This window comes from Paeniglutamicibacter gangotriensis Lz1y, assembly GCF_000348945.1.
GTDB classification, from domain to species: Bacteria; Actinomycetota; Actinomycetes; order Actinomycetales; family Micrococcaceae; genus Paeniglutamicibacter; species Paeniglutamicibacter gangotriensis.
Genome location: NZ_AOCK01000002.1, coordinates 362,439 through 378,936 on the forward strand (window position 1 = coordinate 362,439; position 16,498 = coordinate 378,936).

Annotated in this window: 14 protein-coding genes and 1 pseudogene; 5 read left to right on the forward strand and 10 right to left on the reverse strand. The window is 64.1% G+C overall.

The features are described from left to right. Nucleotides 1-195 precede the first annotated feature (195 nt). From ADIAG_RS04665 to ADIAG_RS04680, 4 genes are all read right to left on the reverse strand, one after another. On the reverse strand, nucleotides 196-2,088 hold the full coding sequence (locus ADIAG_RS04665; RefSeq protein WP_007270163.1) for an HNH endonuclease signature motif containing protein: 1,893 nt from the start codon (nucleotides 2,086-2,088) through the stop codon (nucleotides 196-198). Between the two features lie 455 nt (nucleotides 2,089-2,543). Then, the gene (locus ADIAG_RS04670) at nucleotides 2,544-2,996 is read right to left on the reverse strand and encodes a pyridoxamine 5'-phosphate oxidase family protein (protein WP_007270164.1); all 453 of its coding nucleotides are present in this window, start codon (nucleotides 2,994-2,996) and stop codon (nucleotides 2,544-2,546) included. A gap of 350 nt (nucleotides 2,997-3,346) precedes the next feature. Beyond that, entirely contained in the window at nucleotides 3,347-3,601 is a 255-nt protein-coding gene (locus tag ADIAG_RS04675; protein WP_235045831.1) for an antitoxin HicB, read from the reverse strand. Nucleotides 3,602-3,863: 262 nt separating this feature from the next. Beyond that, nucleotides 3,864-7,196: an efflux RND transporter permease subunit gene (locus ADIAG_RS04680; protein ID WP_007270166.1), complete on the reverse strand. Its 3,333-nt coding sequence runs from the start codon at nucleotides 7,194-7,196 to the stop codon at nucleotides 3,864-3,866. A 911-nt stretch (nucleotides 7,197-8,107) separates the two neighbouring features. Between ADIAG_RS04680 and ADIAG_RS04685 the strand changes: the two genes are divergently transcribed. The 4 genes from ADIAG_RS04685 to ADIAG_RS04700 all read left to right on the forward strand — a co-directional run bounded on the left by ADIAG_RS04685 (nucleotide 8,108) and on the right by ADIAG_RS04700 (nucleotide 11,104). Further along, a complete protein-coding gene (locus tag ADIAG_RS04685; RefSeq protein ID WP_007270168.1) occupies nucleotides 8,108-9,103 on the forward strand; it encodes a helix-turn-helix domain-containing protein in 996 nt (331 codons plus the stop codon). 102 nt (nucleotides 9,104-9,205) lie between these two features. Further along, the gene (locus ADIAG_RS04690; protein ID WP_007270169.1) at nucleotides 9,206-9,472 is read left to right on the forward strand and encodes an SAP domain-containing protein; all 267 of its coding nucleotides are present in this window, start codon (nucleotides 9,206-9,208) and stop codon (nucleotides 9,470-9,472) included. A gap of 88 nt (nucleotides 9,473-9,560) precedes the next feature. Beyond that, complete coding sequence (locus tag ADIAG_RS04695) at nucleotides 9,561-10,169, forward strand: TetR/AcrR family transcriptional regulator (protein ID WP_007270170.1); 609 nt, start codon at nucleotides 9,561-9,563, stop codon at nucleotides 10,167-10,169. Continuing rightward, a complete protein-coding gene (locus ADIAG_RS04700) occupies nucleotides 10,166-11,104 on the forward strand; it encodes a DMT family transporter (protein WP_316502449.1) in 939 nt (312 codons plus the stop codon). The genes ADIAG_RS04695 and ADIAG_RS04700 overlap by 4 nt, the downstream gene beginning before the upstream one ends. A gap of 43 nt (nucleotides 11,105-11,147) precedes the next feature. Here ADIAG_RS04700 and ADIAG_RS04705 read toward each other — a convergent pair whose 3' ends face one another. The 5 genes and pseudogenes from ADIAG_RS04705 to ADIAG_RS04720 form a co-directional block, all read right to left on the reverse strand. Then, on the reverse strand, nucleotides 11,148-11,567 hold the full coding sequence (locus ADIAG_RS04705; RefSeq protein WP_152426048.1) for a hypothetical protein: 420 nt from the start codon (nucleotides 11,565-11,567) through the stop codon (nucleotides 11,148-11,150). Between the two features lie 251 nt (nucleotides 11,568-11,818). Beyond that, nucleotides 11,819-12,901, reverse strand: a complete 1,083-nt coding sequence (locus ADIAG_RS04710) for a carboxylate-amine ligase (protein ID WP_007270173.1) — start codon at nucleotides 12,899-12,901, stop codon at nucleotides 11,819-11,821. A 191-nt stretch (nucleotides 12,902-13,092) separates the two neighbouring features. Beyond that, on the reverse strand, nucleotides 13,093-13,284 hold the full coding sequence (locus ADIAG_RS21810; protein WP_043473305.1) for a hypothetical protein: 192 nt from the start codon (nucleotides 13,282-13,284) through the stop codon (nucleotides 13,093-13,095). 102 nt (nucleotides 13,285-13,386) lie between these two features. Next, a pseudogene (locus ADIAG_RS22345) lies at nucleotides 13,387-13,551 on the reverse strand (CDGSH iron-sulfur domain-containing protein); the annotation flags it as partial. Beyond that, nucleotides 13,548-14,573: an iron-containing redox enzyme family protein gene (locus ADIAG_RS04720; RefSeq protein ID WP_007270175.1), complete on the reverse strand. Its 1,026-nt coding sequence runs from the start codon at nucleotides 14,571-14,573 to the stop codon at nucleotides 13,548-13,550. The gene ADIAG_RS04720 and the pseudogene ADIAG_RS22345, both read right to left, overlap by 4 nt. A 355-nt stretch (nucleotides 14,574-14,928) precedes the next feature. Between ADIAG_RS04720 and ADIAG_RS04725 the strand changes: the two genes are divergently transcribed. Further along, nucleotides 14,929-15,858 carry an ImmA/IrrE family metallo-endopeptidase gene (locus ADIAG_RS04725; RefSeq protein ID WP_043473308.1) on the forward strand — a complete coding sequence of 310 codons (930 nt, stop codon included), beginning with the start codon at nucleotides 14,929-14,931 and terminating at the stop codon, nucleotides 15,856-15,858. 273 nt (nucleotides 15,859-16,131) lie between these two features. On the opposite strand, the gene ADIAG_RS04730 is transcribed toward ADIAG_RS04725, so the two are convergent. Beyond that, nucleotides 16,132-16,317, reverse strand: a complete 186-nt coding sequence (locus ADIAG_RS04730; RefSeq protein ID WP_007270177.1) for a CsbD family protein — start codon at nucleotides 16,315-16,317, stop codon at nucleotides 16,132-16,134. Between the last annotated feature and the right edge of the window lie 181 nt (nucleotides 16,318-16,498).

The following is a 16,498-nucleotide window of genomic DNA, read 5'->3' on the forward strand; positions in this document are numbered from 1 at the left end:
CGGAACGTGTGCGAGTTCCCTAAAGAGTATGTGCAAGATCCGATGCCTTGGAGTACTTGACGTGTCAGCCTCAATTGTTACCGAATCGCCCAGCCAGTGCGGAGATTCAGAACGTTGACCACGCGGTGGCCGAAGCCTTCCAGCAATACGGGTGGTCCATGGGGTCAATGGGGTCCGTAGTCGGGACAATCCGACTCAGAAGAGCGGGGGTTGTTCGCCGAGCCAGTGGGCGTTGCGCCGCGGGATCTGTTCGGGGTCTTCGAACTGGGGCAGCACCACCCAGGGCACACCACTCTTCATCACGACCCGGATGTCTCCGTTGTCCACGGCGCGGTGCTCGGAGGTGCAGAACATGCCGAGGTTGGCCACACTCGTGGCTCCGCCCTCGGACCACGGTTCAATGTGGTGGAATTCGCAGTGTTCGGGCGGGACGGTGCAATGTGGTTTGAGGCAGCCGCGGTCGCGGGCTCGGATGGCTTGCTTCATGGACTCTGGCGGGTAGCGGCGCTCACGACCGTAGTCCAGGATCTCGCCCTCGCCGCCGAGCACGATCGGGATGCAGTCGAACTCGGCGAGTCGTTTGCGTACCTCGCTGACCGGAATTTCCAATCCGTGGGCGCTCCACCCCGCACCGCGCGCCATGCCCAGGAGCGTTTCGATGTTGATGTAGACAAAGAGCTTCGAAATCGGCAGTCCGGTGGCTCCCTTGGTTGACACCCGCGGGGAACGCATCAGATTGAGCAGGGTCTGCAGATGTCTTTGGGCGGGGGTGGGTTCCTCGAGTCCGGTGCCAAAGCTGGAACCGTTCTCCGTTCCGGGGATTCCGCTGGGCGGTGCGCCCTCATCGTCAAAGGTATCCGCGTTGGGCGGGCGATCAAACCAGTCCGGTCCTTCAGGGGGTACCGGGAACAAGGAGTCGTGGGCGGCTACGGGGTCGATGGTTGGGCTCGATGCGATATCCGGGCCGGTGTTGGCCTCTGGATTGACATCAGGATTCTTTGGGGTTGCTGGGGATGCGTTGGGGGAGGGGTCCGTCGTGGCTGCCGCTGCCTCCGGGACGGTCTCGGCTTCGGTGCCGGTGGTCGGTGAAGCATCGTCGGTTGGGGGAGCCTCCGTGGCGGGCTCGCTGCCGGTATCGGCGGCAGCGGAGGGAGTGCGGGGAGTAACCGTGGCGGCTTCGGCCATGGCGGCGCGATTGCCGGCAAGGGTGCGGGCGTTGTCGGAGGCGGCGAAGTGCGCCAGGAAGACCTCGGCGTCGATATTCAACATGCACGCGCTGAAATACGTGAAGTGCCGGGTGCGTTTGGTGATCGATATTCCGGTCTTGTTGCGGACTTCCGCGGGTGTGGGCGCGGAGTCGACGTCGTCGATCTCATCGGAGATCCGGTTGAAGAGTTTCGTGGTGTTTTTTGCGTCTCCGGCTGCAACCGACTCTGCAACGCGCGATTCGACCTGTTCGGTGAAGTCGGCTGCATCGTCTCGGGCTTCGATACCGGGGCGCAGCTTCTCCAACTTGCGCGCGGCGGCGGCCGTGGGACCGAGCCTGACCTTTCCATCGGCCAATTGACCGGCGAGTTGTGGGTAGCGCGGTCCGCGGGGCATCCCGTGGGGATCCGTGCCTGGCAGCAGATCGTCGGCGGCCCGTAAACGCCTGTTGGCCTCGAAGTAGTCGATCCCCAGCATGCCGGCCAGACAATCTGCGGGGGACTTGAACTGCAGTCGCCCGGTGGGGACCGTGCGGGGGTCCTGCGGCAGCGTCGTCTGACCGGCTACGAAGGAGGCCGGATCCTCTGCCACGGTGCGCAGGGCGGTGAGGACATCGGCGGGAAGCTCATGGATCAAGGTGGCTCGGGCGAGCTGGGCGACCTTGAGCTGCGCGATTTCCAGGGCTTGGGCGGCGTGCTCGACGGTGATCGCGGTGAGCACGGCCCGGGTGGGGGAGTTGGTGTGCGTCGAGAGGCGGGCGACTAGTTCATCGACCTGGTGAAAAGTCTCGATGAGTGCGCGCAGTTCATCGTCCGGGGTGGGTTGATACCTCGTATCGTCGCTGTGGCCAGCGAGGGTGTTGATGAACGCGTCGGTCTGCATGCCTCAAGTGTGCACGCGCCCGGAGTTCGGGCGGGGTTCGCTGCGCGGGGTTGTGGACAACCCCCGCAAGGCTCCCGCGCGCAGGGGCTGCCCAACAGCCTTCCGGCTCGCGTGCGTGCGTACGCGTGAGTGCATGCGCGCGAGCGAGGGAGCCGGGATATGGGCATTTACGCACCGGGACGCCTGAGCCCGAGGCGTTAGCTGACGGGGGACGATGTTGGATGTCGGGACCGGTACCGTGACAGGTTCGCGTGGGTTGCCTGCCCGAACGTTTTGCCACCTTCGGCCTGCGGTGCGCAACGTCGGCGGGTAGAGCCACAGTGGCATCTCGAGCGGTCCCGACACCCCTGACGCTACTCCTGCGGCCGCGCCTGTCCATGGTTCCGGCACAGGATTTCGGGCGTTTTGGTGGAATCCATCCGCGTGGGAGGTCCATGCCGCGCCCCGGGACCTGGCTACCCGTGGCGCATGTGCTTCCACCAGGTCAGGGGGTCGGCCACCTTGAAGCGCCGACCGGTCATCGAGGTCGGCACGATGCGGACAAATTGGTCCTTGGGGCCCGATTCCCAGGGGAAGAGCATGAGGTTGAAGGAGTCGAGGGTTTCCTCGATGCCGCCGAAGAGTTCGGCCTCGCCCTGGATCATCACGGACCAAGCGACGCCGGTCTCTTGGTTCACCCCGTCGGCCTGGAAGGCGACCCGGGGCTGGGCTCGCAGGGTGGCCAGTTTGGTCCCTTCCCCGGTGCGGAAGACCACCGTGCCGTGGTCGATGGTGAAATTGACCGGGAAAATCTGCGGCATGTCATTGCTGCTGACGGCCAAGTGGCCCACAGACACGGCACGCAGCAGTTCCAGGCACTGGTGGGATTCAAGTTTCTCGACGTCCGTGTGGGTCTGGTTCTCGTCCATGACTTGAGCGTACTGCTGCGGAGCGGGGGTTGCCAGAGTAGCGCGTGATCCAAGAGGAACGACCGTGGACGCGAGGGTTGGCTGGTGGGAAGAAAGCTGACGTCGGGGCCGATACCGAGACAGGTTTTCGCAGGTTGCCTCCGTGAACGCCGTGCCACCGATCGTGCTTGGTGGCGGGATATTTCGGGCCGTAGAGCTGCAGTGTCTTCCTGTAGGGTCCCGACGCTCTTGAAGATACTCGTTGCAGTCCATGGAGCCAACGCCTGGGGCCCATCGGATACCGAAGCGGCGGGATGCTTCACGGGCTCCTGCCGATGGTCCCGGGTTCGGTGGGACCTCGAGGCAGGGGATCAAAGCCGTGGAACTGGTTCGCCGGACTCGGCAAGATCGAGAAGCACAGCCGAAACGAGCCGGCGGATTCCGGCACGGGCACGGAACCGGTCGGAATCGAGCCACGACAACGACGGGAATTGCGCCACGGAGGCGACGAATTCGCCGTCGGCGGGCGACCAGCGAACCGAGTAACGGTAGCGTGCTGCCTGGGTTTGCTCGGGGGTGGCCATCTCGTTGTTCCTGCTCCGGTTGTCCGAAAGGTTTGGTCGCATGGATCGCCTAAGCGAAGGTGCTGATCTACACTGGTGCGCTCTCACCACGATGCCACCAAGTCTCTGGTTGGCCAAGGACCGGAACATCGCACCGGGTTTGGCTGTTGGTGCCGTGGCGATCGTGGGCTGGGGAATGTACTGGGTCGCCGGGCCCGGAAATCAGCTTTTGGTCAAAACTAGGGGCCGCAGCCTGCCGGAAATCTGCTCGGCGGGCTGCGGCCCCTGGTTGTTAGTTCATCCAGTGCTGGACGTGGGAATCGGGCTAGCGCTTATCGCCCTGCTCGCCCTCGATTTCCTTGCGTTCGCGCCGGGTCAGCGGGATCTGCCCGGTGGCCGGGTTGATCAGCGTCTCGGGTTTCTCAGAGGCCGTCGTTCCACCGGTGGAAGCCGAGGAAGAAGCGCTGGCACCGGAAATCGGGCTTGCCGTCACCTTGGGTGCGCCATGCTCGGCCGGCAGCTCCAGACGGGCTCCGGCGACGGCCATGAACTCCTCGGTGACGGGGTGGTGCCGGGAGGCCCGCCTGTCGGCGGTGCGCTCCTTGGCGCCCTCCACCAGGTGGTAGAGCACCGGAACCAGGATCAGCGTCAGCGCCGTGGAGGAGACCAGCCCGCCGATGACCACCACTGCCAGTGGCTTGGAGATGAATCCTCCTCCGCCGGTGAGCCCCAGGGCCATCGGCACCAGAGCGAAGATCGTGGCCAGCGCAGTCATCAGGATCGGGCGCAGGCGCTGCCTGGCCCCGTGGTAGATCGCATCGGCCAGACTCATCGCCGGATGGCCGTCGCGCGGCACCCTGTACTGGTTGATCAAGTCGATGAGCACGATCGCGTTGGTCACCACGATGCCCACCAGCATCAGCATGCCGATCAGTGAGGGCAGGCCCAACGGGACGCCGGTCAGCAGCAGCAGCCCGATGGCGCCGGTGGCGGCAAAGGGGATGGAAACCAGCAGGATCAGCGGCTGCACCAGTGACTTGAAGGTCGCCACCATCACCACGTAGACGATGGCGATGGCAGCCAGCAGCGCCAGATAGAGCTGGGCGAAGGACTCTGCCTGTTCGGTGGCGGCGCCGCCGAGTTCTGCCGTCGCCCCATCAGGCAGTTCCAGCGCATCAAGGCGCTTGGTGACTTCCGTGGAGACCGAGCCCAGATCGTTTTCGCCCGGGGTGATGGAGACCGTGGCGATCCGCTCCCCGTTGGAGGAGGTGATGGTGGCCGGGGATTCGGAACGTTCGATCTTCGCCACGTCGCGCAGCTTCACCATCCCGTTGGCGGTGGGTAGCTGCAGGTCACGCAACTGGTTCAGATTGGTCAGGTCGGTGCCCTTGCCGATGCTCACCGGGTAGTCGGTGTAGCCCAGCCGGAGGGTCCCGGCGGGGACAGGGGTCAAGGTCCCGGCGGTCAACGCGCCGATTTGTGCCTCGGAGAGCCCGGCCCTGGCCGCTTTGGTCTTGTTGACTTCGATGGAGACCTGCGGGCGTGCAGCCGAAAGGTTGTCGCTGAGACCGGTGGCGCCTTCGATGTCGGTCATGGCCTCGAGGGTGGCTTCGGTGGCTTCGGTCAGCAGCTCGGGGGTCGGGGCACCAATCTGCACCGTCACATCCGAGGATCCGCCCATGCCGCCCTCGGAGGAAGACACGGTGATCTCCGAGTCCTGGGCCAGGGGCTTGACCGCCTCACGGGCAGCAGCCTGGATGGCTTCCTGATCGGCATCGGCGTCGGTCATCACGGTGAAGGAGGCGGTGTCGGTGCCGCCGGCCATGAACGAGGAGAAGCCGCCCGAGGGATTGCCCGCGGTCAGCTGCACATCAATGACCCCGTCGAGGTCGCGCAGCTTCTTTTCTACCGGGGTGGCCTGTTTCAACGTGGTTTCCAAGGAGGAGCCGGCCGGCAGCTTCTGGGACACGGAGAAGGTGTTTTGCCCGGTGCCGCCCAGTAGGTTGGTGGGCACCATCGGGACCATGATCGCGGTGATCCCCAGCAGGGCCAGGGCCGCGAGCAGCGTGATCACCGGGTGCTTCTGGGTGCCCTTGAGGATGGGGGAGTAGCCGCGCTGCAACCAGGAGGAAGCTTCCTTTTTCTCGGCCGCCGCGCGGGCTTGGCTCGCGTCGAGGGCACCGGGCTTGGTGTGGCCCAGGAACCAGTAGGCCAGCACCGGAACGATGGTCAGCGAGACCAGCAGCGAGGCGAGCAGAGCGATGGTGACGGTCAGTGCGAAGGGGCGGAAGAGTTCCCCGGCCATGCCGCCGACCAGTGCCACCGGCAGGAACACCGCCACGGTGGTCAGGGTCGCGGCAGTCACCGCGGTGGCTACTTCGCGCACCGCGGTGAGGATGGCCTTGGATTTTTCCTCGCCGTAGGTCAGGTGGCGTTTGATGTTTTCGATGACCACGATGGAGTCATCGACCACTCGGCCAATGGAAATGGTCAGCGCGCCCAGGGTGAGCATGTTCAGCGAGTACCCACCGGTGCGTAGCCCGATGAAGGTCACCAGCAAGGACAGTGGGATGGAGATCGCGGTGACCAGGGTGGAGCGCACCGAGAGCAAGAAGATCAGGATCACGACCACGGCGAAGCCCAGGCCCAGCAGGCCTTCGACGGTCAGATCGTGGATGGATTGCTCGATGAACGGGGCCTGGTCGAAGACCGTGGTGAATTGGGCATCGGCACCGAGTTGCTCGGCCAGCGCCGGAAGCTCGGCGGCCACCGCATGGGAGATGGCCACGGTGTCCCCGGCGGGCTTCTTGGTCACCGAAACGGCCAGGGTTTCGGCGCCGTTGGTGCGGGTGATGGAGGTGGCCGGATCATCGGTCATCGCCACATCTGCCAGCTGGGAGAGGTCGTACACGCCGGTGGAACCGCGCACCGGCAGGGACTTCACGGCGTTGAGCGAGTCGATGAGCGATCCGGAGGTCACCGGCAGGTCCAGGCCGTCGGTGTCCAGGCGGCCCACGGGCATCAGCCCGGAGCCCTCCTCGATGACGGTTTTGAGGTCCTGGACGCTCAGACCCTCGGCAGCCAGGGTTTCGTTGTCCGGAAGTACCGAAATGTGCTGGGAGGTACCTCCCGAGACATCTGCGGTGCGCACACCGTCGAGCTTTTGCAGCTTGGGTAGCACCAGGCGTTCAACATCGGCACGCAGGGCGTTGAGATCTTCACCGCCGGAGACGGCCAGGTAGACGATGGGGAAGTCGGAGATGGAGCCGGCAAACGCGGAGGGGTCAACGTCCTCGGGCAGTGTGGACTTGGCGTTGGAGATGGCCTTGTCGACCTGGGCCCTGGCACGATCGAGGTCGGTACCGTAGGCGAAGGACAGCGAGATCGTGGTGAACCCGGTCTGCGAGGTCGAAGACGAGGACTCGAGGCCCTCGACCGCCTGCAGCGCGCCCTCGAGCGGCTGGGCGACCTGCTTGTCGATGACTTCGGGGGATGCCCCGGACTGGGAGGCGACCACGGAGATCTGCGGGAACTCGAGGGCAGGAATGAGTTCCTGTTTGAGTTGCCCCATCGTGATCACGCCAAAGATCGCCACGAAGACGGTGATCAAGGCGATGAGGGCGCGGTTGCCCAAGGAAAGTGCGGCCAGCCGGTGCATCTGCCATCCTAGAAAGTTTGTTTTGTTCGCTGTTGCTCTAAGGATCCACTCTAGTTGGCGGCGAAGCCCGTGAGGTACAACCAAGGGAGGAGGTTTTTGCTTCCGCGAAGCGTTAGACAACTGTGGACTGTGCGTGGGTAAGCGTGCAATCATGGGCCAACGTCCGGTCAGCGGCATCTGAGTAGTAATGGGTGCAGCGCCGGAAGACAGATATGACTGTCGACTCCGAAGCAATGAAGGAGAGCAGATGAGAGTTGAATCCAGTGCAGAGCCAGCCGGCATCATGACGCCGGACGGGGATACCACCATGCCGCCGGAGCATGCCCCGTCACCCGAGCCGCCGCCGAGTCCCGAGCCCGGCCCCGATCCATCGTTTCCGCCGGGACCGCCCTCGAGCCCGGACACCGAACCGGATCCGGGACCTTATCGGGAGCCTCCGGGTCCGGAGATTTTTCCGCCGGAGCCGTACCCCAGCCCGGTGCCGGGTCCCGATCCGATGCCGCACCCGGATCCCACCACGCGTCCGGCGGGCTGATGCGAGGCAGATAAAAGGCGCGGACATCATGGAATTCCCCCCAAAAGAAAATCGCATTCCATGATGTCCGCGCCGCGCCGTCCCGGTGGGCCGAAGGCTCAAAGATCGGCCGCTCCGTGTGCGATGGTTGTGACATTACCCAAGGAACGGGGCTCGTGGAAAGACTCTGCTGGCCGCTGGCGGGCAGATTCGTACCCGGCGGCGAAATGGCGTTGGGATATCCGCGACAATCGGGTGCCTACGGGACATTTCGCGCCGTGGTGACTAGGCGCGATGCGCCAGTTGCAACCTCGTTGCCGAGGCGACAATGTCAGTGCAAAGCTCGATTCCAGGCTCGTTGGCCGGGATCCATGAATATGGCCGAGGAAGCGGGAAAATGGAACGGATCCGTCTGCGTGTCCACGACGCGATGCTCACCCGCCGCGATGGACTGACTCAGGCCAAGGTCGCCCGGCAGATCGGCATGAGCCGGGACTCGCTCAGTCGGGCCTTGAACGGGCAGCGGAAGTTCAGTGCCCGTGAACTCGGCGAGCTGTCCAAAATGCTTGAAGTGTCCGTGGATTGGTTGATCAGTGGCGCTCCGGCCACCGACGGTACCACGCGGCTGCCCCGCCACCACCCCACCGAAATCCTGGCGTCCCCCGTCGATGCCTACCGGGAGGTCGGACTCTTCACCCCCGCGCTCCCACGGCTTGAGGCGGGGGTTGGCATCGAAACGGCAGCCAGCGCGGCAGCGGAAAAACTCTCCGGCGCGGTGGGCCGAGAATTTGTGCGCGACCTTCCGGCGGCCATCGAAGCGGCCTACGGCATAGGGGTATTCGTGCTGTCCCAAGAACAGCTCTTTGATGCCCGGGCGATGCACTCGGGGGAGATCAATTACATCATGGTCAGGGCCACCGGATCTTGGTACCAGGGCAACCTGGTCCTGGCCCGCGAACTCGGGGTGTTGCTGTGCGGGCGCGATACTGAGACCGGGAGTAACGGGGTGATTGCCGCGGGATGGGCCAAGAGATTCGCCGACGCGCTGCTGATGCCGGAGGCATACATACGCGAAATCAATTGGGATCGGCAGACCCCCCGTGAACTGGCAGGGTTCCTGTGGAATATGGGAGTCTCGGCCCAAACATTGATGCGTCGCCTCGATGCCCTGTCGGTGCCGCGTGGTCCGGCGTTGGTGCACGCCGATGAGGGAACGCTGCAGCTGCTGCTGTGGCAGTACCCCGGGGCGCTGAAGAACCACCGGGCCGGGGCGTATCGCGGTCCCAGGATCCCCGCGGATCTCTTTGCCGCCCATCTGGCGGGGATGCGCCAGGGTTTGGTGGATGGCAGTTCGCTGGCCTGGTTGCTCGACACCCCGCTGACGGATTTGTGAAAGACCAGAAGCAAAATTCTCGTGCCGGCAGGCATGCTGCCGGCAACAACCCCGCTACCCGGCCAGTGCCGGTGCAGCAATAAAATCGATTGGAAGTGGATCATGCCCGCGAAAAAGAACCCCAGCATCAAGGACGAAGAAGTCTACGAGGCACTGCGGAAAGAAGGAAACTCCGAGCAGAAGTCAGCACGCATCGCCAACGCGGCGGCCCGGGATGGGCGCTCGAAGGTGGGCGAACGTGGCGGGGAAGCTGGAAACTACGAAGACTGGACGGTCGCTGAGCTCAAGGCCCGCGCCAAGGAAGTCGGTCTGAGCGGGTATTCGAGCAAGACCAAGGCCGCGCTGATCGAGTCGCTGCGCAATTCCTGAGGCGCACCTGGGCTGGCGAGAATGTGGCCCGCCAGTCGGGCCCGGTAGGGTAGGTAGACCGATCTAACTACTTTTATGGGGTTTTCGCATGGCTATGACGGACGATGTGTCGGGTGCCGAGAGGCAAAAGCGGGCCAGTGCCCACGATCGATTGTTGGAAGCCGCAGCGCAGCTGTTCTACGCCGAGGGCATCCACGCCACCGGAATCGACACCATCACCGCTGCGGCGAACGTAGCCAAGAAGAGCCTCTACAACAACTTCGTCTCCAAGGCCGGGCTAGTCACTGCGTACCTGGAGGACCGGCACGCCTGCCTGATCGGGCTCTATGAGGCCCGGTTGCGGTTGGCCCGCTCACCGCGGGATCGCGTGCTGGCGATGTTCGACGCCTACCTCGACCATGCAGGGCTGAGCCGGGAGAACAACTTCCGCGGCTGCGGGATGCTCAATGCCGCGGCCGAGCTGCCCACCGGGCACCCCGGTCGTCTGGCGGTGGCCCGGCACAAACAGCAGATCCAAGATTTGCTGCACGACTCGCTCAAAGCAGTGCATCCGCAGGACCCCGAGCATCTCGAGCAGCTGGCCGAGCACCTCTCCTTCCTGTTGGAAGGCTCCATGGTCCGCGCCGGGCTCGAGGGCCACGACGCCCTGCTCCGTCGGGCTAGGGCACTGGCGGACTCGATGCTGGCCCAAGCGTGAGTACGCGAGAACCCGGAGCCGGGATGGGAGTGGGGCTGGTGCTGGCGGCCTCAGTGCTCTGGGGAACCACCGGGACGGTGGCCACCTTCGCCCCCACAGTGGGGCCGCTGGCCATCGGCGCGGCAGCCATGGGTGTGGGCGGGCTGTTGCTGGGTCTGTCGTCGGCACGCCTGGTGGTGGCATCCCGACGGTTGCTCGGTGCACGCAAAGGGACTCTGTTCCTGGGTGCCGCGGCGGTGGCGATCTACCCGTTGGCCTTTTATTCCTCGATGTACCTGGCAGGGGTCGCCGTGGGCACGGTGGTGTCGATCGGCTCGGCGCCCCTAGCTGCGGCACTGATCGAGCGGGTCTTTGATGGAGTGCGGCTCACCAAGCGCTGGATGGGCGGTGCCGGGTTCGGTGTCGCCGGGGCCCTGGTGTTGTGCACAGCGGGTTCCCCCAGCGCAGCAGGCGAAGCAGTTTCGAACGGCCGGCTGCTGGCCGGTGTGGGACTGGGGCTGGTGGCGGGATCCACCTACGCGCTGTATTCATGGGCCGCCCATCGGCTGATGAAAGACGGGATCGGATCGCGTGCCGCGATGGGTGCGGTCTTTGGTGCCGGAGGGCTGTTGCTGCTCCCGGTCCTGCTGATCACCGGTGCGCAGCTGTTGGAATCGGTGTCCACTGCGGCGGTGGGCACCTATATGGCGCTGGTGCCGATGTTCGTCGGCTACCTGCTCTTTGGTTGGGGGCTTGCCAAGATTGGGGCCACGATGGCGACCACGGTGTCGTTGGCTGAGCCGGTGGTCGCGGCGATCTTGGCGGTCGTGATCGTTGGTGAGCGTCTGCCGGTGGCTGGGTGGGCCGGTATGGGGATGATCCTGGCCTGCCTGCTGGTTCTGGCCATTCCCGAGCGACGGCGTCGGTTGGTCCGTGAGGCACTGACAGTTCCGTGAATACCAGCGGCACATCGATGATGGCGCAGTACAAACGTCCGCTCTACCTCCCGGAACCCGAGTCCATGGCCGCATAGTATTTCTCGAGCATGTCCTTGGCCTCGTCGACCAGCCCCGCCAGAGGATCGACGTGGGGAGCGTTCCTGATGACGTCCTTGGGGTAGCGGACCTGCAGGTGCCCGTCGGTCATCACCGCACCGGCCAGGGACACCATGTGTTCCTCGCTGCCGAAGAGTCCCACGTGAACGCTGACGAAGTCGGCATCCCCGCTGCGCACATCCATGAAGATGTTTCCCAGCGTGCCAATTTTCTCGCGCGCCGGCCCGTAGACGGTGCTCTTGGCATTTTTCAGTGCGTTCAGGTAACCGTGCCCGCGCATGGCAGTGTCCTCACCGGATGGTTTCCCCCAGGCCGGGAATGGGAGTCCTTGGCGTGTTGGGCGCAGCGCCGCTGGTTCTCTCACGAATGTTTCTTCAACGCGGGCATCCACCACAAGCAAAGCACCGAGCGTGTGTACTTTCAAGGGGCGGGGCAGGGCGAGCGTTCAACCGGAAATATCTGGTGGGAGAGGAACCGGCGTTGGGACAATCGCGATGACCGTAAGTGCAATGTGGGCCTCGGGGCCCGGAGATGCCCCACTGATCCGTCGCATCATAGGGGATCGCAGTTTCGCCCGAACAGCAACGGCCCGGGGCCGTATGGCTGGATCACCGGCTAAGAGGTCAGGTCTACCGCGGCATCGTGGAGGACCGTGGTCAGCCCACCGCGGGCCAGGCTGGCCCGTTGCCGCTGGGCGCCGTTGCCATCGCGCAGGAGACGTTCAACCGCCGCATGGACCAGGTCGCTGTCCCCGTTTTCGTCCAAGGCTTCCTGGATGTGGCGCAGCAAGGCACCCACGAGGATGTCCGTCGGCACGCTGTGTCCGGCGTCCGGGTCCAGCTGGTTGCCGCTGAGCCCGTGCTTGGCTGCCTGCCAGGATGCCAGGTCCAGCATTTCCGGGTGCATGTCGCAGCTGTGGACAGGTGCTTGGATACCCGTTTCCACCAAGGCACGGACGATCATGGCCAATGCCACGGTTTCGTCGGCCCGCAATTGGGCATCGGCAACCCGGATCTCAATGGTGGGGTAGTTGCTCGAAAGGCGGGCAGCCCACCCGATGTGGCCCGAGTCAAGGACCACGTCGGAAGCGAGGATGGCGCTCATGCGCCGGTAGTAGTCGGTGGCATCGGCGAAGTACGGTTGGATCCCCTGGACCGACCACCTGCGGTAGTGGATGCTTCTCCAAGAGGCGAACCCGGTGTCTTCGCCTCGCCAGAATGGTGAGTTCGACCCGATGGCCGTCAGCAGCGGCAGCCACCTCCGCAGGCCGTTCAGGGCCAGGACACCTGCCTCCGAATCGGGGATGGCAACGTGGACATGGACACCCGAGACATAGTGTTCGCCACTGATACCCGGCAGGAACCGATGGATCTCCTTGTAGCGTTCGTGCGGCGAGATGAGCGCCGGGGTGCCGGGAATCAGCGGCGCGGTGCCAAGGGAAACGGCCAACAACCCCAGGTCGGCGGAAGTGCGGGCAAGTGCCCGCCGGTATTCGAGCAGGGCCTGGACGGCCTCGGCGCTGGTGGTGCAAACGGGGGTGGCCATCTCCACCTGGCAGTCCAGGAGTTCGTGCTGCGTTTCCATAGCTCCGGCGCGGATGCCCATCAAAGCGGCGCGCGTGGAATCGTCGGGCTCGGCCGGACACCCGGAAACCGGATCCAGGAGGAAGAATTCCTCTTCGATGCCAAAGGTGCTCATGGATGTCCCCAATCAGGGTGGCTCGGAATGGACAGGGAACGGCTTGCGGGACGTCGGATTCCTGGGTTCAGCCGCGGCGGCTGAGCGCGCACACCGGGCCCCGGCCGGTTGGCCGGCTGGGGCTCCAGTGGGTGCTCCGTGCCGCGGGACGTGAGTGGTTCCCGCTCACCCCGGTCCTGTGAAGGACCGGTTCATTTTCCGTCGACAGGGTCCTTGTCCGGATCGACATCCGTGGCCGCACCGCCCGGGGTGGCACCGCCCTCGTCGGTCCAGTCGTGGCCCGGATCGGTGTTCAATGAAGGATCCGAGACGTGGTCCTTGCGCTTGGCATCTTCCTTGGTCTTCTTGTCGTTGGAGGAAAGGTTTTCAGTGTTTTCACTCATTGTGGTGTTCTCCTGTGTAGTTGGTGATGGAGCCTCGGGCGCCCCGGGACTCGGGTGTTGCTCGGAGCCGAGCTCGTCGAAGCCGAGCATCTTATGCGACCCGTCACAAAACGGCTTGATTTTTGATCCGCCGCATCTACATAATGCCACTGTTCCCCGCCGGGGATCGATGGGCAGCCCCATGCCGGATATCAATTCGAAGTCGCCTCGGACGATCAGCGGGCCGCGCGGGCAGACCGTGATGCTTGCGCCCACGGGATCGTTCATGCCATCACCGGGACGGGGGAGAGGAGGGAGGAGGAACCGTTTTTCCAGGCCTCAAGTTGCCAGCGTCCCGCCATCTCGTCAATGGCCAACGCCGCGGCGGCTCCCAGGAACACATTGTCCGCAAGGCCGGGTTCCGCCTCAATAAGTCCGCCGGCCAGGTCGCGCCCGGCGATTTGCTCATGGACCGCGTCCGCTTCGACGTGTTCGTCGAAGTAGTCGGTGATGGGCGAATCGAACCCGAGCCGGCGAAAACCCCGGGCATACTTCGCGTTCGGCAGCGAGGACGTCATCTCGTAGATGGCCAGGTGACCGCAAATGGCTCCGCGGTGCCTGCGCTGGAGTCCGAAAAGTGACATGAGGTTCACTGAAGCAAGGGTGATGGCCGGAACCACGTCGATGTATGCCCCAAACTCGCTCTCCAGCCCCAACCCCTGCATGGTGCGTGCGAAGAGTTCCGAATGCATGTGGCCGGGGAGGCCATTGCCATACTCATCTGCCTGGATCTCGACCATGGCGGATTTGGCGCGTCCGGTTAGCCGGGGTATTGCCCAGGTATGCGGGTCCGCCTCCTTGAGTTGGTAGACCGACTTGTGGATCAGGAACTCCCGGGCTTGTTCCATGGTCGCGTGACGGGCCACATACGAGGACACAGACGGTCCGTCCGAGTCCTCGACCATGGCGAAAAGGGCTTCAGCCACGGATTGGGCCTGTGGAGCCGGTTTGGGCAGTTCGCCGATCGCCTCAAGGATCCGGTTCTCGAAGCGTTCCTCGATCAGGGCGCGGACTCGCAGCAGATCCGCGTTCCATTCCCACAGGTCACTGATGGGGCCAAAACCCGAATAATGCAGCTCATAGAGCACAAACAACGCCAATTGCAGGTCGTCGTCATGGAGGATATCGGAGGTTGAGGCGAACGCCGCATCCAAATCGAGGCGCTCGGACGCCGCGCAAAGCTCAGTGCCTCCCAAAGTCTGCACAAGTGCCGAACTAAGAGGGCCTCGGGGTTTGGGTAGTCTGCGCATCTTGCTCCTTCAACACAGGTTTGGACGGAGCCACTGTGCGGATTTAGCCGCTTGCCGTGGCTGGGCAGGGTTTCTTTGGTTCAGCATACGTGAACCAACGGCGTGCATACAGGGATCCGGACAGCGAACGAAGCCTTGGTCTGACATGAATTTATCTTTACACGAACCTATGCCCCGGCAATGCTGGGGGTAGCACTTGAAGGTTCGGCCACGATGCCGACCAAGGGGAAGTTGCGAAAAGATCTATGGTTGAGGAGCGTGAAGATCGGTGGACCAGATCCGCTTACGGGTAAAGGATGCCATACGTTCGAATCCGGACGGCCTGAACCAATCTGCTCTCGCTCAACAAGCCGTCATGACGCAGGACGCGTTCAGCCGTTCGCTCAGCGGGCAACGTAGCTTCAGTGCCGCGGAATTGGCCGTGCTGTCCAGGATCCTTCATGTCTCGCTGCCGTGGTTGATCACCGGAAACCCCATGCCCGGAGGGCCCGAGGCTGATGGCCTGCCGGATGGCCGCTGGCAGTTGGATCGGGTGGCCCAGACGGTGGCCTTTCCGGCCGGTGCCTACCGGGAAGTCGAGCTATCCACCGAATCCGTGCCGGTTGCGGGACCGGAAATGGCCCCAGCGGAGGCTGCAGCGCTGGTGGCCGAACGCCTGGGTTCCCCTTTCGGGCCACCCTTGATCCATGACCTGCCCGCTAACATCGAGGACGCGTACGGTATCGGCGTGTTCGTGGCCGCCGAGGGCCCGGCGTTCGATGCCCGGGCGATGGCCACCCAGGAGGTGACATACATCGTGGTGCGAGGCACCGGGGCCTGGTACCACGCCAATTGGGTGCTGGCCCGTGAACTTGGGGAACTGATGTATGGACGCAAATCGCAGATCGGCCAACGGGGCAGGACGCAAAACCCGTGGGCCAGCGAATTCGCCAATGCCCTGCTTTTGCCGGCCGGGGTGCTGCACACAATCAACTGGAACAAGCAGACGCCCGCAGAATTGGCTGACTTCCTGTGGGAAGCCGGGGTTTCGGCGAAGGCGCTGGCCTTGCGCCTCGACGCACTGGGGATCGCCCGAGGGCCTGCAATGGTGCATGCCGACGAAGGCACCTTGCAGTTGCTGGCTTGGCACGACCCGGGGTGTCTCTCGCACGGCAGGGCCGCAGCCTATCGCGCCCCGCGGATTCCCTTTGATTTGTTCAGCGCCCATCTGAAGGGCATGCGGGAAGGACATGTGGATGGGACATCGCTGGCTTGGATGCTGGATACTCCATTGTCCGAGCTTTAGGTCTCCACCTTTGGCACCGGATCCTTTGCGGAAATGCCCGATGGCAAGGCTCGGGCCGAGCGGCAAGGCAGCGGGCATCGGTGCCGGAATGCGCTGAACCACGAGCCGCCCCAAGAACAGCGAAATGACATGCCGCTGGATGATCTGCATTCCGGGGTCAATCGGCAGTCCCGCCCTGCTCGCTCGAAAGCGGGGCCGCCCCCAATGTGGGCGGCCCCGCTTTCAGTTTGGGGCATGGAACCGGACAGGGAAATGAACCCGCCGGGCCTCCGTCTACTTGTCGGTGACGTCCTTGGCTGCATCCTTGAGATGTTCGCCGGCCTGCTTGGTCTTGGCCTGGCCTTGTTCCTTCAGGCCCTCGGCCTGCTGGCCCTTGTCGTCCCTGGCGTCGCCGGTCTTTTCCTTCATCTTTCCGGCGGCTTCTTCCGCTTTGTTGCTGATCTTGTCTCCGAGACCCATGGGGTGGTCCTCCGTTTATCTTGTATCTGATGGTTGCCGCAGGTGGCTGCGCAGAGCAGCTGCCTATGACCGGGATCCGGGGTGCGGCGCCTAGCTGCCTGGTTGGCGGCCAGGCGTGGGGCACCGAGTGAAATTCTTCAATTTAGTGGCTTGTCTCCCTTTCCTGTGGTTGGTGCAGGAT

Excerpts from the sequence above, each read along its gene's own strand:
- ADIAG_RS04710 (WP_007270173.1), bottom strand. The coding sequence starts at position 12,901 with ATGAGCACCTTTGGCATCGAAGAGGAATTCTTCCTCCTGGATCCGGTT.
- ADIAG_RS04685 (WP_007270168.1), top strand. The coding sequence starts at position 8,108 with ATGGAACGGATCCGTCTGCGTGTCCACGACGCGATGCTCACCCGCCGC.
- ADIAG_RS21810 (WP_043473305.1), bottom strand. The coding sequence starts at position 13,284 with ATGAGTGAAAACACTGAAAACCTTTCCTCCAACGACAAGAAGACCAAG.
- ADIAG_RS04690 (WP_007270169.1), top strand. The coding sequence starts at position 9,206 with ATGCCCGCGAAAAAGAACCCCAGCATCAAGGACGAAGAAGTCTACGAG.
- ADIAG_RS04730 (WP_007270177.1), bottom strand. The coding sequence starts at position 16,317 with ATGGGTCTCGGAGACAAGATCAGCAACAAAGCGGAAGAAGCCGCCGGA.
- ADIAG_RS04680 (WP_007270166.1), bottom strand. The coding sequence starts at position 7,196 with ATGCACCGGCTGGCCGCACTTTCCTTGGGCAACCGCGCCCTCATCGCC.
- ADIAG_RS04720 (WP_007270175.1), bottom strand. The coding sequence starts at position 14,573 with ATGCGCAGACTACCCAAACCCCGAGGCCCTCTTAGTTCGGCACTTGTG.
- ADIAG_RS04725 (WP_043473308.1), top strand. The coding sequence starts at position 14,929 with ATGACGCAGGACGCGTTCAGCCGTTCGCTCAGCGGGCAACGTAGCTTC.
- ADIAG_RS04675 (WP_235045831.1), bottom strand. The coding sequence starts at position 3,601 with ATGCGACCAAACCTTTCGGACAACCGGAGCAGGAACAACGAGATGGCC.
- ADIAG_RS04670 (WP_007270164.1), bottom strand. The coding sequence starts at position 2,996 with ATGGACGAGAACCAGACCCACACGGACGTCGAGAAACTTGAATCCCAC.
- ADIAG_RS04665 (WP_007270163.1), bottom strand. The coding sequence starts at position 2,088 with ATGCAGACCGACGCGTTCATCAACACCCTCGCTGGCCACAGCGACGAT.
- ADIAG_RS04695 (WP_007270170.1), top strand. The coding sequence starts at position 9,561 with ATGGCTATGACGGACGATGTGTCGGGTGCCGAGAGGCAAAAGCGGGCC.